General features: G+C 72.3%; 8 protein-coding genes. 1 reads left to right on the top strand and 7 read right to left on the bottom strand.

Annotated features, from left to right (window positions below; all coding sequences use genetic code 11):
* Positions 1-15 precede the first annotated feature (15 nt).
* The 6 genes from ACLJPY_RS14830 to malQ all read right to left on the bottom strand — a co-directional run bounded on the left by ACLJPY_RS14830 (position 16) and on the right by malQ (position 12,708).
* Complete coding sequence (locus ACLJPY_RS14830; protein ID WP_410588917.1) at positions 16-1,998, bottom strand: maltotransferase domain-containing protein; 1,983 nt, start codon at positions 1,996-1,998, stop codon at positions 16-18.
* 328 nt (positions 1,999-2,326) lie between these two features.
* Complete coding sequence (glgX, locus tag ACLJPY_RS14825; RefSeq protein ID WP_410588915.1) at positions 2,327-4,474, bottom strand: glycogen debranching protein GlgX; 2,148 nt, start codon at positions 4,472-4,474, stop codon at positions 2,327-2,329.
* Positions 4,475-4,545: 71 nt separating this feature from the next.
* On the bottom strand, positions 4,546-6,264 hold the full coding sequence (gene treZ, locus ACLJPY_RS14820) for a malto-oligosyltrehalose trehalohydrolase (RefSeq protein ID WP_410588914.1): 1,719 nt from the start codon (positions 6,262-6,264) through the stop codon (positions 4,546-4,548).
* Entirely contained in the window at positions 6,261-8,537 is a 2,277-nt protein-coding gene (gene treY, locus ACLJPY_RS14815; protein WP_410588913.1) for a malto-oligosyltrehalose synthase, read from the bottom strand. Before treY ends, treZ begins: the two co-directional genes overlap by 4 nt.
* A complete protein-coding gene (gene glgX, locus ACLJPY_RS14810) occupies positions 8,534-10,660 on the bottom strand; it encodes a glycogen debranching protein GlgX (protein WP_410588912.1) in 2,127 nt (708 codons plus the stop codon). The genes treY and glgX (ACLJPY_RS14810) overlap by 4 nt, the downstream gene beginning before the upstream one ends.
* A gap of 80 nt (positions 10,661-10,740) precedes the next feature.
* On the bottom strand, positions 10,741-12,708 hold the full coding sequence (gene malQ, locus ACLJPY_RS14805; protein ID WP_410588911.1) for a 4-alpha-glucanotransferase: 1,968 nt from the start codon (positions 12,706-12,708) through the stop codon (positions 10,741-10,743).
* Positions 12,709-12,823: 115 nt separating this feature from the next.
* Here malQ and ACLJPY_RS14800 point away from each other — a divergent pair, with 115 nt between their 5' ends.
* Complete coding sequence (locus ACLJPY_RS14800; protein WP_410589211.1) at positions 12,824-14,257, top strand: amino acid permease; 1,434 nt, start codon at positions 12,824-12,826, stop codon at positions 14,255-14,257.
* Here the strand turns inward: ACLJPY_RS14800 and ACLJPY_RS14795 are convergent.
* Complete coding sequence (locus ACLJPY_RS14795) at positions 14,235-15,017, bottom strand: DUF6885 family protein (protein ID WP_410588910.1); 783 nt, start codon at positions 15,015-15,017, stop codon at positions 14,235-14,237. The two genes, ACLJPY_RS14800 and ACLJPY_RS14795, sit on opposite strands and share 23 nt — an antisense overlap.
* Positions 15,018-15,175: the final 158 nt, after the last annotated feature.

Below are 15,175 nucleotides of genomic sequence, written 5' to 3'. Positions count from 1 at the left end.
CCCGTCTCGTCCGCTTCAGCCGGCCAGCCGTCGTCTGACCGAAACCACGTGCGCCACCGACCGCCAGGGCTCGAGCCGGACGTAGTTCGCCGGACCCCATTCCCACGTGTCGCCGGTGACCTCGTCGTGGGCGATCAGCCGCTCGTGCGCTTCGAACCCGAGCGCGCCGGTGTCGAGCCACAACGTGCCCTCCTGCGGCCCGTACGGGTCGAGGGTGACGACCGTGACCACGGTGTCGCCGGTGGCGGGGTCCTGTTTGGAGTAAGCCAGCAGCGCGTCGTTGTCGACGTGGTGGAAGTGCAGGGTGCGCATCTGCTGCAGCGCCGGGTGGGCGCGGCGGACGGCGTTCAGCTTCGCCAGCCACGGCTCCAGCGAACGCCCTTCGGCGAGCGCGCGCTCGAAGTCGCGGGGGCGCAGCTGGTACTTCTCGGAGTCGAGGTACTCCTCGCTGCCTTCGCGGACCGGGACGTGCTCGAACAGCTCGTAGCCGGAGTAGACGCCCCACGTCGGCGAGATCGTCGCCGCCAGCGCGGCCCGCAGTGCGAACATGCCCGGGCCGCCGCGCTGCAGCGACTCGTGGAGGATGTCCGGGGTGTTGACGAACAGGTTCGGCCGGCCCTCGTTCCAGTGTTCCCGCAGGTCGATGGCGAAGTCGATCAGTTCCTGCTTGCCCGTGCGCCAGGTGAAGTAGGTGTAGCTCTGCGTGAAGCCGAGCCGGGCCAGGCCCCACAGGCGCGCCGGGCGGGTGAACGCCTCGGCCAGGAACAGCACGTCCGGGTGGGCGTCCTTGACCGACTGGATGAGCCAGGCCCAGAAGTCCGGCGGCTTGGTGTGCGGGTTGTCGACCCGGAAGATCTTCACCCCGTGGTCGATCCACACGGTGATGACCCGCAGCATCTCTTCGTAGACGGCCTTGGGGTCGTTGTCGAAGTTGATCGGGTAGATGTCCTGGTACTTCTTCGGCGGGTTCTCCGCGTACGCGATCGAGCCGTCCGGGCGCGTGGTGAAGAACTCGGGGTGCTTGAGGACCCACGGGTGGTCGGGCGCGGCCTGCAGCGCGAAGTCGAGCGCGACCTCCATGCCGAGCTCTTCCGCGCGGGCCACGAACGCCTCGAAGTCGTCGAAGGTGCCCAGTTCGGGGTGGATGGCGTCGTGGCCGCCCTCGTCGGCGCCGATCGCCCACGGCGAGCCGACGTCCTCCGGCTTGGCGTCGAGCGTGTTGTTCGGGCCCTTGCGGTTCACTCGGCCGATCGGGTGAATCGGCGGGAGGTAAACGACGTCGAAGCCCATCTTCGCGACGCGATCGAGGGCTTGCGCGGCGGTGGTGAAGGTGCCGTGCACCGGCTTGCCCTCGGCGTCGAGGCCGCCGGTGGAGCGGGGGAACAGCTCGTACCAGGAGCCGTACGCGGCGCGGCGGCGGTCGACCCAGACCTTGAACGGCTTGCCCTTGGTGATCAGCTCCCGCACCGGGAACTCGTGCATGACCTGGCGGACCTCGGGCGAGAGCGCGGGCCCGACGCGCTCGGCGAGGCTGCGCTCTTCGTCACGAAGGGCCTTCACGGCGCCGGTCAGGAGCGCTTTTTCGCCCCGCCGGTCGGGACGGCGGGAGACGCGCTCGATCAGCCGGGCGCCGTTCTCGATGTCGTTGGCGAGGTCCTCGGGACCCTGCCCGGCGGCGACCTTCACCTCGACGGCGTGCTCCCACGTCGCCCACGGGTCGCTCCACGCGTCGATCCGGAACGTCCAGAGGCCGGTGGTGTCCGGGGCGATCACCGCGGCGAATTCGTCCGGGTGGTCGGGGCCGCGCGGCACCATCCGCGTCTGACGCGTCAGCCGGTCCTCCGGGCCGCGCCACGCGACGGTGGCCGCGACGGCGTCGTGGCCCTCGCGCCAGACGGTCGCGAAGACCGGGATGTGTTCCCCCACAACGGCTTTGGCCGGATACCGGCCGCAGCTCACGCTGGGGGAGACGTCGTCGATGCCGAGCCGGCCGGTCATGGGCAACGCCCTTCGATGTGTCGGTTGGACGCAGACGGCGACAGTCTGCCTGACTCGATCAAGCGCCCACGAGGCAGGGTTCTCTATCCCTGTACCCAATCGAGATCAACCGAAACGCTGTTCTCGCAACGAATTTCCGGCCCGTGTCCGGCAGGTTACGACCGCGCCCTCCCGGCCCCCGTACCCAGACGGTCGGCTTGCGTACCCCGAGGGTCGGCTTGCGCACCCAGGCGGTCGGCTTGCGTACCCGGACGGTCGGCTCGCCGTCCGACCCTCGGGGTACGCGGGCCGACCTTTCGGGTACGCGGACCGACCCTCCGGGTACGCGTCAGTAGGGCTCGGGGTGGGGGTCGACGGCCAGGCGGGGGGCGCGGAGCAGGAGGAGCGAACGGGACCCGAGGGTCACGCGGCTCTTGGCCTCCAGGGCGCCCGGGTTGGCCGGGCTGCCGTCCGCCGTGCTCGTGTCCAGGGTCGGCTTGAACGTCTCGCCGTACTCGCGGCCGGGCAGGGTGACCTCGGCCGGGGCGTCGCCGGCGTGCAGCCAGAGCAGCCACGAGTGGTCGGACACCAGCTCGCCCTCGCGGTTGCGGGCCTGGCTGTTCGAGCCGTCGATCCACATGCCGAGCGTGTGGCGGTCCTCGAACCAGTCGCTCTCGCCGAACTCCTCGCCATCCGGGCGGAACCAGACGAGGTCCGGCTTGCCGGTCGGCGTGGTCCGGCCTTCGAAGAACTCCGGCTGCCGCAGCGCCGGGCTGTTCGAGCGCAGCCGGACGACCCGCCGGGCGAAGGCCAGCATCGCCTCGGCCTCGGGGTCGTCCGGGGTCCAGTCGAACCACGACGTCTCGTCGTCGAGGCAGTAGGCGTTGTTGTTGCCACCCTGGGTCCGCCAGAACTCGTCACCCGCCGTCAGCATGGGGGTGCCGGTGGACAGCAGCAGCGTCGCGAACAGGTTGCGGGCCTGCCGGGCCCGCAGCGCGCGGACGGCCGGGTCGGCCGTGTCGCCCTCGGCGCCGTGGTTCCACGAGCGGTTGTCGTTGGTGCCGTCGCGGTTGTCCTCGCCGTTGCCCTCGTTGTGCTTTTCGTTGTAGGACACCAGGTCCCGCAGCGTGAAGCCGTCGTGCGCGGTGACGAAGTTGATCGACTGCCACGGCCGGCGCAGGTTGTGGTCGTAGAGGTCCGACGAGCCGGACAGCCGGTAGGCGAGGTCGCGGACGCCGGTCGTGCCGCGCCAGAAGTCGCGCACGGTGTCGCGGTAGCGGCCGTTCCACTCGGCCCACTGGGCGCCGAAGCCGCCGACGCGGTAGCCCTCGCCGGTGGCGTCCCACGGCTCGGCGATCAGCTTGCAGCGCGAGAGCACCGGGTCGGTCGTGATCGCGGTGAGCAGCGTCGACGCCGGGTCGAACGCGCCGCCGCGGGGCCGGCCGAGGGTGCTGGCGAGGTCGAAGCGGAAGCCGTCGACGCCCATCTCCTGCGTCCAGTACCGCAGCGAGTCGGTGACCAGCCGGACCACCGTCGGCGAGCCCGCCTCCAGGGTGTTGCCGCAGCCGGTGATGTCGGCCATGTGCCCGCGGTCGGTGTGTAGGTAGTACACCGGCGCGTTCAGCCCGCGGAAGCTCAGCGTCGGGCCGTCCGGGCCGCCCTCGCAGGTGTGGTTGAACACGACGTCGAGGATCACCTCGATGCCGGCCGCGTGCAGGGCGGCCACCATCAGCCGGAACTCCTCGACCTCGTGGCCGGGTTCGCTGGCGTAGGCGGCGTGCGGGGCGAAGAACCCCAGCGGCGAGTAGCCCCAGTAGTTGTGGCGCCCGGCCCGCACCAGCGAGGGCTCGTCGAGGAACGCGTGCACCGGCAGCAGCTCGACCGACGTGACGCCGAGGCGGGTGAGGTACTCGATCGCCACCGGGTGGGCCAGGCCGAGGTAGGTGCCGCGCAGCGCCTCCGGGATGAACGGGTGCTGCTGGGTGAAGCCCTTGACGTGCAGCTCGTAGACGACCGCCTCTTCGAACGGCACCTCCGGCTTGATCCCGGTGTCCGGGCCGCCCGGCGAGGTGACCACCGACAGCGGCACGCTGCCCAGGGAGTCCACTGTGGACATCGGGCCGCGCTCGGGGTCGCCGGTGAAGCCCTGGGCCGCGGTCAAGTCGGTGAGCCCGCCGGTGATCTGCCGGGCGTACGGGTCGACCAGCAGCTTGTGCGGGTTGCACCGCAGGCCGCGGGCCGGATCGTACGGGCCGTGGATGCGGTAGCCGTACCGCTGCCCGGGCGTCACGCCGGGCACCAGGCCGTGCCAGACGCCGAAGGTGCGCTCGGTGAGCGCGATCCGGCGTTCCGAACCGTCAGCGTCGATCAGGCACAGCTCGACGGCGTCCGCGACGGCGGACGTGATCGCGAACCGCACCCCGCCCGCCTCGGGGTGGGCCCCGAGCGGGAAGGGACGGCCGGCGAGGACGTGGTCGGCGGAGGGTCGTGTGGCCATTCCTGAATCGTCCCAGATCTCCGGTGCTCCGTGCGCGCCATTACCGATGAGTTACCCGAGGGCAACCGCCGTCACGACGTGGTGGCGGCCAGCGCGAACGTGTCCGGCGGCAGGTGCGCCGCCCCACCGTCCACGGTGGCCTCGGCCCAGGTCAGCAGGCTCGTCGCGGTCGCGCCCAGCGGCAGCGTGACCGGCCCGGGCCCGAAGTTGACGGCCAGCCGCAGCGCGCCGCGGTGCAGCACGAGCCAGGACCCGTCCGGCGCGGAGTCGACGCGCAGGTCCGCGACCCACGGGTCGGCCAGCTCCGGCCGCTCGCGGCGCAGCCGGATCAGCGCGCGGTACAGGGCCAGCACGTCCCGGTGACCGGGACGCTCCGGCTCGGTCCAGTCCAGCCGCGACCGGTCGACCGTGGCCGGGTCCATCGGGTCCGGCACGTCCGATTCGCCCCAGCCGTGCCGGGAGAACTCGCGACGGCGGCCCGTGCGGACGGCCTCGGCCAGCTCCGGGTCCGGGAAGGAGGCGAAGAACTGCCACGGCGTGCTCGCCGCCCACTCCTCCCCCATGAACACCATCGGCGTGTACGGCGAGCAGAACAGGATCGCCGCGCCGCAGGCCAGCCGGCCCGGCGCGACCGTGGCCGACAGCCGGTCGCCGGTCGCGCGGTTGCCGATCTGGTCGTGGTTCTGCAGGTAGCCGAGGAAGCGGTGGCCGGGCACGGTCCGCGTGTCGACCGGGCGGCCGTGGGTCCGCTCCCGGAACGACGACCACGTGCCCGCGTGGAAGAACACCTCGCGCAGCACCCGTTCGAGCGCGTCCGGGGCGGCGAAGTCCGTGTAGTACCCGCTCGTTTCGCCGGTCAGCTTGACGTGCAGGGCGTGGTGCAGGTCGTCCGACCACTGCGCGTGCAAGCCGAAGCCGCCGCGCTCGCGGGGCGTGACGAGCCGCGGGTCGTTGAGGTCGGACTCGGCGATCAGCGTCAGCGGCCGGTTCAGCGCCGCCGACAGGCTGTCGACCTCGGTGGCGAGCTGTTCGAGCAGGTGGACCGCGCGCCGGTCGAGCAGCGCGTGCACCGCGTCCAGGCGCAGGGCGTCGATGTGGAAGTCCCGGAACCAGCTCAGCGCGTTGTCGACGACGTACCGGCGGACCTCGTCGGAGCCGGCGCCGTCGAGGTTGAGCCCCGGACCCCACTCGTTCTGCCCGGCGAAGTACGGCCCGAACTTGTCGAGGTACGCCCCGGACGGCCCGAGGTGGTTGTAGACGACGTCGAGCACGACGGCCAGGCCGCGCGCGTGGGCCGCGTCGACGAACCGCTTGAGCCCGTCGGGGCCGCCGTAGGGCTCGTGGACCGCGCCCCAGAGGACGCCGTCGTAGCCCCAGCCCGCGGTGCCGTCGAAGGCGTTGACCGGCAGCAGCTCGACGTGCGTGATGCCGAGGTCGACGAGGTGGTCGAGCTGGTCGACGGCCGCGTCGAAGGTGCCGCCCTCGGTGAACGTGCCGATGTGGAGCTCGTAGAGGACGGCGCCGGGCAGCTGCCGCCCGGTCCAGGCGTCGTCGGTCCAGGCGAACTCGCCGTGGTCGTAGACGCGTGACTCCGCGTGCACGCCGTGCGGCTGCCACCGCGACCGCGGGTCGGGCAGCGGCTTCTCGTCGTCGTCGAGCAGGAAGGCGTAGTTGACGCCGTCGGCGTCGGCGTGCCACCAGCCGCCGTCACCGGCGGTCATCTCGTGCACCCCGGCGTCGACGCTCACCCGGACCCGGCCGGCGGCCGGGGCCCACACGCTGAACCTCATACGTCTCCTCGCACCAGCAACGCGACGGGATAGCGGTCGAACAGGGCGGCCAGGTCGCCGGTGACCTCGCGGCCGGTCAGGACGTCGGTCCAGACACCGGGGGGCAGCGGCAGGACGGTGTCGCGCCAGCCGCCGCCGGCCTCGAGACCGACCGGGAGCCGGGTCACCGCGACGGCGAGGCCGGGGCTGCGCGTGTAGGCCAGGCAGTGGGCCGCGGCCGGGCCCTCGGCCCGCAGCGGCCGGTAGCCGCGGAACAGCGCCGGGTGTTCCCGCCGCAGCCGCAGCGCCTTGTGCACGACCAGCAGCTTCGCCGCGCCCGAAGCGTCGATCTCCGGCAGCTCGCCGTCGGTGATCCGGGCCAGCAGCTCGCGGCGGGCCGCGTAGTCGACCGGACGGCGGTTGTCCGGGTCGACCAGCGAGAAGTCCCACAGCTCGGTGCCCTGGTAGACGTCGGGGACGCCGGGCGCGGTGAGCTGGACGAGCTTCTGGCCGAGCGAGTTCGCGTAACCGGGGCCCTCGATGCGCCGGACGAACGCCTCGACGTCCGAGGCCAGCTCGCCGTCCTTCACGACGTCCTCGGGCCACGCGGCGACGTCGGCCTCGAAGGCTTCGTCGTGGTCGGTCCAGCTGGTCCGGAGCTTGGCCTCCTTGGCCGCCTTGTCGAGGTAGTCCCGCAGCCGGGCCGGCTCGATCGGCCAGGTCGACACGAGCGTCTGCCAGGCCAGCAGGTTCAGCGACGGCTCGTCGATGCCGCGGCGCGCGGTCCACCGCCGGACGGCCTCGGCGAACTCGCCGGGCACCTCGGCCAGCACGGCCATCCGCGCCCGGGTGTCCTCCGAGCGCTTGGTGTCGTGCGTGGTCAGCGTCGTCATCGCCGCGGGGTGGCCGGCCTCGCGTTCGGCGGCCAGCCGGTGGAACTCCTCGACGCCGAGGCCGAAGCGGTCCGGGTTGCCGCCGACCTCGTTGAGCGCGGCGAAGCGCGTGTAGCGGTAGAAGGTCGTGTCCTCGGTGCCCTTCGCCACGACCATGCCGGACGTCTGCTGGATGCGGGTGGCCAGCTCGCCATCGGGCTCCGCGCGGACCTGCGCGTCGAGGGCGTCGAGCGCGTCGGCGAGGTCGGGCCGGGCTTCCCGCGCCCCGGCGATCGCGGCCGTCCAGTGCGCCGCGCCTTCGGGCAGGTACGAGCGGTAGACGGGGAAGGCGATCATCGTCTCGGCCACCGCCTGCCGGGCCTGCTCCGGATCGACGTCCCGCAGCTGCGCGGCGATCCGCCGGACCTCGGCGACCAGGATCCGGTCGGTGACCAGGCGCCGGGCCTCGGCCTCGACGCGGTGGTAGCCGGTCTTGACGCCCAGCTCGTCGGCCAGTGCGGTGAAGCCCGGCTCGCCCGCCGGGTCGATGAAGACGCCGGCGATCTCGCGCAGGGCGTCGTAGCCGGTGGTGCCGTCGACCGGCCAGCTCTGCGGCAGCGGCTCGCCGGGGTGCAGGATCTTCTCGGCCACGATCCACGCGTCCGGGGCGTTCTCGCGCAGGCGCCGGAAGTAGCCGCCGGGGTCGGCGAGGCCGTCGGGGTGGTCGATGCGCAAGCCGGTGACGTCGCCGTCGGCGACCCAGCGCAGCACCTCGCCGTGCGTCTCGGCGAACACCTTCGGGTCTTCGACGCGGACCGCGGCCAACGTCGTGATGTCGAAGAAGCGGCGGTAGGTCAGCTCGGCGTTGCCGCGGCGCCAGCCGACCAGGCGGTAGTGCTGGCGCTCGTGGACCTCTTGCGGCGTCCCGGTTCCCGTGCCGGACGCGATCGGGAAGCGGTGGTCGTAGTAGACCAGCTCGTCGCCCTCGACCGACAGCTCCGCCACCGCGTCGTCGTCGCCGAGGACCGGCAGCAGGATCGGGCCGCGTTCCCAGTCGACGTCGAAGAACTCCGCGTACTCGGAGTTCCGGCCGTGCTCCAGGACGTCCCACCACCAGCGGTTCACCTTCGGGACTTCGACCGACATGTGGTTCGGCACGATGTCGACCACCAGGCCCAGCCCGAGCTCCTTCAGCAGTGCGGCGAGCTCCTGGCGCGCCCCTTCGCCGCCGAGCGCGGGCCGCGCGCGGGTGGGGTCGACGACGTCGTAGCCGTGGGTCGAGCCCGGGGCCGCGTCCAGCACCGGCGACGCGTACAGCGCGCCGATGCCGAGGTCGCGCAGGTAGCCGGCGATGCCGGCCGCGTCGGCGAAGATGAACTCCGGGCGCAGCTGCACCCGGTAGGTCGACTCGGGGACCGTCATGCGGGTTCCGTCTCCGTCCGTTGCAGCACGATCAGGGACCGGGCGGGCAGGGTGAGCCGGCCGCCGCCGTCGATCGGCTTCGCGTCGGCGGGTTCGACCTCGCCGGCCGCGGTGTCGACCACGACGGTCCAGCTCTGCCCGTAGCCGTTGCCCGGGAGCGTGGCGTCGATGTCTTCGTAGTGGGCGTTGAAAGCGAGCAGGAAGGAGTCGTCCTCGACGTTCATCCCGCGCTGGTCGAGGTCGGGGATGGCCTGGCCGTTGAGGAAGACGACGACCGCCTTGCCGAAGCCGTCGTCCCAGTTCTGCTCGGTCATCTCTTCGCCGGCCGGGGTGAACCAGGCGATGTCGCCGAGCTCCGCGCCCTTGCCGACCGGACCGCCCTGGAAGAAGCGGCGGCGGCGGAACACCGGGTGCCGGTGCCGGAGCGCGGTCAGACCGGCGGTGAACTGCACCAGGTCCGTGTTCTCCTTGGCCAGTCCCCAGTCCACCCAGGACAGTTCCGAGTCCTGGCAGTAGACGTTGTTGTTGCCCTGCTGGGTGCGGCCGAACTCGTCGCCGTGCAGGATCATCGGCACGCCCTGGGACAGCAGCAGCGTGGCCAGCATGTTGCGCTGCTGCCGCACCCGCAGCCCGAGCACCTCGGGGTCGTCGGTCTCGCCCTCGACCCCGCAGTTCCACGACCGGTTGTCGTCGGCGCCGTCGCGGCCGTCCTCGCCGTTGGCCTCGTTGTGCTTTTCGTTGTAGGACACCAGGTCCCGCAGCGTGAAGCCGTCGTGGGCGGTGACGAAGTTGATCGACGCGAACGGGCGGCGGCCGTCGTCCTGGTAGAGGTCCGACGAGCCGGTGATCCGCGACGCGAACTCGCCGAGGGTGGCGGGCTCGCCGCGCCAGAAGTCGCGGACGGTGTCGCGGAACTGCCCGTTCCACTCCGTCCACAGCGGCGGGAAGTTGCCGACCTGGTAGCCACCGGGACCGACGTCCCACGGCTCGGCGATGAGCTTCACCTGGCTCACGATCGGGTCCTGCTGGACCAGGTCGAAGAACGTCGACAGCCGGTCCACGTCGTAGAACTCGCGGGCCAGCGCCGAGGCGAGGTCGAACCGGAAGCCGTCGACGTGCATCTCCGTCACCCAGTAGCGCAGCGAGTCCATGATCAGCTGCAGGGTGTGCGGATTGCGCACGTTGAGCGAGTTCCCGGTGCCGGTGTAGTCCATGTAGTACTCGGGCTCTCCCTCGACCAGGCGGTAGTAGGCATCGTTGTCGATACCGCGCATCGACAGGGTCGGCCCGAGGTGGTTGCCCTCGGCCGTGTGGTTGTAAACCACGTCGAGGATCACTTCGATCCCGGCTTCGTGGAAGGCCTTGACCATGCCCTTGAACTCCTGGACCTGGCCGCCCTCGCCGGGCACCGCCGAGTAGGCGTCGTGGGGCGCGAAGTACCCGATCGTGTTGTAGCCCCAGTAGTTCGTCAGGCCCCTTTCGGCGAGGCCGTGGTCGGTGACGAACTGGTGGACCGGCAGCAGCTCCACCGCGGTCACGCCGAGCTTCTGCAGGTGCTCGACGACGGCGGGGTGCGCGAGCCCGGCGTACGTGCCGCGCAGCGAATCGGGCACGAACGGGTGGTGCACGGTCATGCCCTTGACGTGGGCCTCGTAGATGACCGTCTCGTTGTACGGCCGCTTCGGCTGGCGGTCGTTGCCCCAGTCGAAGAACGGGTTGGCCACCAGCGAATACGGCACGCGGCCGGCGCTGTCGTCGTCGTTGCGCTCGTCCGGGTTGCCGAACTGGTAGCCGAACAGCGACTCGTCCCACTTCACGCCGTGCGAGACGGCCTTCGCGTACGGGTCGATGAGCAGCTTGTTCGGGTTGCAGCGCAGGCCGCGCTTCGGGTCGTACGGACCGTGCACGCGGAACCCGTAGCGCTGCCCGGGGCCGATGTTGAGCAGGTAGCCGTGGTGGACGAAGCCGTCGACCTCTTCGAGCGCGTAGCGCGTCTCCTTGCCCTCGGCGTCGAACAGGCACAGTTCGACGCGCTCGGCCACCTCGGAGAACAGGGCGAAGTTCGTCCCGACTCCGTCGTAGGTGGCGCCGAGCGGGTAGGGCGTTCCGGGCCAGGGCCGCACTGGGTGTCTCCTCGAGCTTGGGTCGTGCCGGTGGCGTCCGCGGACGCGTACCACCGGGGGTGTGCTCCGCGAGGTGGCCGTTACCGGGGCAGCGGCCGGGCCGCCGCCAGCGGTGCGACCGCGGCGCGGACCCCCTTCGCGGTGAAGAAGCCGTCGACGCTGACGGGCAGGCGAATCCGCCAGTTAGGGTACTGGTCGACGGTTCCGGGCAGATTCGGCTGCCGCACCTGGCCCGCCACGTCGGCCGGCGAGGTCAGCACCAGCCGCGAAGCGGCCTTCGCGAGCAGGGTGTGCAGCGCGACCACCGGGTCGTCGTCCGGGATCCCTTCGCGGGCAAGGAGTTCGAACAGCGCCCGGCGTTCGGCCGCGGCCGACTCTTCCTCCGCCTCGACGCCGCGGTCCAGCAGGCCGAGCTCGGCCCGGACCCGGACGTGCTCGCTCTTGAGCCAGCCGGAGACGGTCGGCAGGTCGTGCGTGGAGATGCTGGCCATCGCGTCCGGGTCCCAGCTGTCCGGCCGGGTGAACGGCTGGCCGGGCGCGTCCCAGTCGCGCTCGAACCACAGCACGGCCGAGCTGAGCATCCCCCGTTCGTGCATGGTGTCGGTGACGACCTCCTCGACCGTCCCGAGGTCCTCCCCCACGACCACCGCGCCGGCGCGGTGGGCTTCGAGCGCGAGCACGCCGACCATCGCTTCGGCGTCGTAGTGGACGTACGTGCCGCGGTGCGCGGGTTCGCCCGGTGGGATCCACCACAGCCGCCACAGCCCGGCGATGTGGTCGACGCGGATGCCGTCGGCGAACCGCAGGACGCCCCGGACGACGTCCCGCAGCGGCGCGTACCCGGCCTCGGCCAGCTTGTCCGGCCGCCACGGCGGCAGGTTCCAGTCCTGGCCCTGCTGATTGAACGCGTCCGGCGGCGCACCGACCCGGACGTCGGCGGCGAAGACGTCACGCACGGCCCAGGTGTCGGCGCCGCCGGGGTGCACGCCGACCGGCAGGTCGTGCACGATCCCGACGGTCATCCCGGCCTCGCGCGCGGCCGTTCGCGCCGCTTCCAGCTGGACCCGGCAGAGGTGCTGGAGCCACGCGTGGAACGCGACGCGTTCCTTCAGCTCTTCGCCCGCCTTCGCGGCGGCCGGTCCGGCGGGGTCGCGCAGCTCTTCCGGCCAGTCCCGCCAGTCGCCGCCGTGGCGCTCGGCGAGCGCGCAGAAGAGGGCGAAACCCCGCAGGTCGCTGTCTTCGGGCACCTCTTCGACGCGGTGCGGCCACAGCAGCTCGAGCGCGGCCCGCTTGGCGGTCCAGACGGCGTCGTAGTCGACCAGCTCGCCGTCGCGGTCCGGGGCGAGGGACTCGACGGCCGCCCGGGTGGCCCCGTCGGCCCGCTCGAACGTCTCGGTGGCGGTGACGCGCAGGTAGACGGGGTTGGCGAACCGGCGGCTCGCGGGCGAGTACGGCGAGCGTTCGACGGGGTGGGCGGGGCTGATCGCCTGGACCGGGTTCACCAGCAGGACCCCGGCGTCCAGCTCCGCGGCCGACCGGGCGGCGAAGGTGGCGAGGTCGGCGTAGTCGCCGATGCCCCACGAGCCGGCCGAGTGCAGGGCGTAGAGCTGCAGCATCCACCCCCAGGCCGGCCGGACCCGCGGCAGCTTGGCCGGCACGACCGCCAGGACGACGTCCTGCTCGGCGGTGACCACCCGGTGCCACCCGAGCGGCAGGTCCGCGGGCAGTTGCGTGCCGACGCGGCGGCGCGTGCCGTCCTCGAGGACGACTTCGGCGTCGACACCCAGCTCCCGGCCGGTGCCCTCCCGCACGACGATCGTCGGCGGCAGCGCGGCGGGCGCCTCCCGCGCGGCGGCCAGCGCGGCGGCGATCGCGTCGGCACCGGTCGCGTCCACCCCGAACTGGCCGAGGACGGCGACGACGACGTCGTCGTCCACCTCGACCCACTCCCGGTCGGCGTTCTCGTACCGGGTGGCGACGCCGTGGTGGTCGGCGAGCTCGTGCAGGGCGCTGCGGGCGGGGATCTCTTCGGGCACGGGACCCAGCATTCCGGTGCCGGGGCGTTCCCGCCATCTGCGCGGGCGACGTCACTCCGCCGCCGATCTGCGCGAGGGCCCGCGACCTTCTAACTTTTTCCTCATGGGTGAGCGGCGGACGCTGAACGTGGACGAGGTCCTGGAACGCCAGGACTCCGGAGAGCTCAAACGGCGGCTGCGCGGCCGCGACCTGATCGGGTTCGGCGTCGGGATCATCATCGGCACCGGCATCTTCACCTTGGCCGGCGTCGAGGCGAAGACCCACGCGGGGCCCGCCGTGACGCTGTCGTTCGTGCTCGGCGCGGTCGTCGCCGGGCTCGCGGCACTGTGCTACGCCGAACTCGCTTCGAGCGTCCCGACGGCCGGCAGCGCCTACACCTACGCCTTCGCCACCCTCGGCGAGGTGTTCGCCTGGATCATCGGCTGGGACCTGCTGCTGGAGTTCGCGCTCGGCGCCGCCGTGGTGTCGCGCGGCTGGTCGGGGTACCTGGCGAACCTGCTCGGGCTGTCGCCGGAGTGGTTCGGCGAGGACGCGAAGGTCAACGTCGGCGCGGTGCTGATCATCGCCGTGCTGACCGTGGTCGCCGTGGTGGGCATCAAGGAGTCGGCCTGGCTGACGAACCTGCTGGTGTGCGTCAAGGTCGCGGTCTGCGTGCTGGTGCTCGCGGTCGGCGTGTTCTTCGTCAAGAGCGCGAACCTGACGCCGTTCATCCCGCCGGCGCAGCCGCCGTCGGCCGGGACCACGGCGCTGGAGCAGCCCCTCGTGCAGGCCGCGCTCGGCCTGCAGCAGTCGGTCTACGGCATCGCCGGCATGATCACCGCCGCGGCCGTGGTGTTCTTCGCCTACACCGGTTTCGAGGCGCTCGCCAACCTCGGCGAGGAGACGCTGAACCCGCGCAAGGACCTGCGCGTCGGCATCCTCGGCGCGCTCGGCGTGTGCGCCCTGCTCTACATCGGCGTGTCGATCGTGCTGACCGGCATGATCCCGTTCACCGACATCGACACGGGCGCGCCGCTGGCCGACGCGTTCGACCGGGTCGGCCAGCACTGGGTGGGCGCGCTGATCTCGCTCGGCGCGGTGACCGGGCTGACGTCGGTGATGATGGTCGAGCTGGTGACGATCGGGCGCATCGGGTTCGCCATGGGCCGCGACGGCCTGCTGCCGAAGGCGCTCGGCACCGCGCACCCGCGCTGGGGCACCCCGCACCGGATGACCATCGGCGGCGCGGTGCTGATTGCCGTGCTGGCCGCGTTCATCCCGATTTCGGAGCTGGCCGACATGGTGAGCATCGGCGCGCTGTCGGCGATGATCATCGTCGCCGTGGCGGTCCCGGTGCTGCGCCGCCGCCGTCCCGACCTCGACCGGCCGTTCCGGGTGCCGTTCTCCCCGGTGGTGCCGGTGGTGGCCGCGCTGGCGTGCCTGTACCTGATGCTGAACCTCAACGTGCTGACGTGGCTCCGGTTCGTCGCGTGGCTGCTGATCGGCCTGGTGGTCTACTTCGCCTACGGCCGCCGCCATTCCCGCTTCGCGCCGCCGGTCAGTCCCAAAAGGACGGAGTGAGCCCGGCGCCCCGGGCCGCCGCACGCACGACGGCGGCCTGATCCGCGTCGACGACCACGAGGACACCGAGCCCGGCGAGCGCCGCCGTCACCCATTCGACCGGCTGGTCGTGACGCCCGTCGTCACCGAGCGACGGGTAGGTGTCCACAACGGACAGCAGGGTGCCTTCGGCGCCGATGCGGATGCCCGCCGCCAGCACGAAGTGCCCGCCGGGCGGCCGCCAGCGTGACGTCCACAGTGGAGGGACACCGGTGTCGAGGTAGTCGAGCAGCGCCCGTCCGGGCGTGTCGTGGGCCCCGAGCTCCGCGCCGTCGACGCGGGCGAGCACGGCGACGCGCGGGACGTCCCAGAGCCCGACGAGCAGGTCGAAGAGCGCGCCGGTGGTCCATTCCCCGGTCACCGGCACGGCGGCGAGCGCGCCCCGCGACAGGTCCTGGACGGCCGCGGCCAGCCCGGAGACCCGGGTCCCGGCGGCGGCCGGATCCTCGACGACGGGCAGCGGCAGCCGGAAGCCACGCCGGCCGGGCTCCCCCGCCGGCCGCACGGCCGGGCCCCGGACGGTGCCCGCGGCCGCCGCGACGGCATCCTGATCGGGCACGTCGAGCCCGGCGGCCCGCAGCGCGGCGAGCCCGCAGAACGCCGCGGCCAGGCCGTCCTTCTGGGGCAGTTCCGCCTGGGCGACCGCGGCCAGCCGGGCACCGCCCGGCAGCCACCGCACCCCGGACAGGTCGAGCTGCCCGCCGTCGATCCCCGAAGTCATCGGTCCCCTCAGAACCTCGTCCAGACCTTGCCCCGCGCGAGTCTCGCCACGGCGGATGCCGCCTTGGTCATGACCACCCGCTCTCGTGCCGCCCGGGGTAAGTATCCCGGGCGGCGGCGGAGGGGGCCATCACGATCCGGTGCTGGCGTTGGTGGAGG

Source organism: Amycolatopsis sp. lyj-23 (assembly GCF_046549135.1).
Taxonomy (GTDB): Bacteria; Actinomycetota; Actinomycetes; order Mycobacteriales; family Pseudonocardiaceae; genus Amycolatopsis.
Note: the sequence above shows the minus strand (reverse complement) of the source record. Positions and strands in the feature narration are given on the sequence as shown.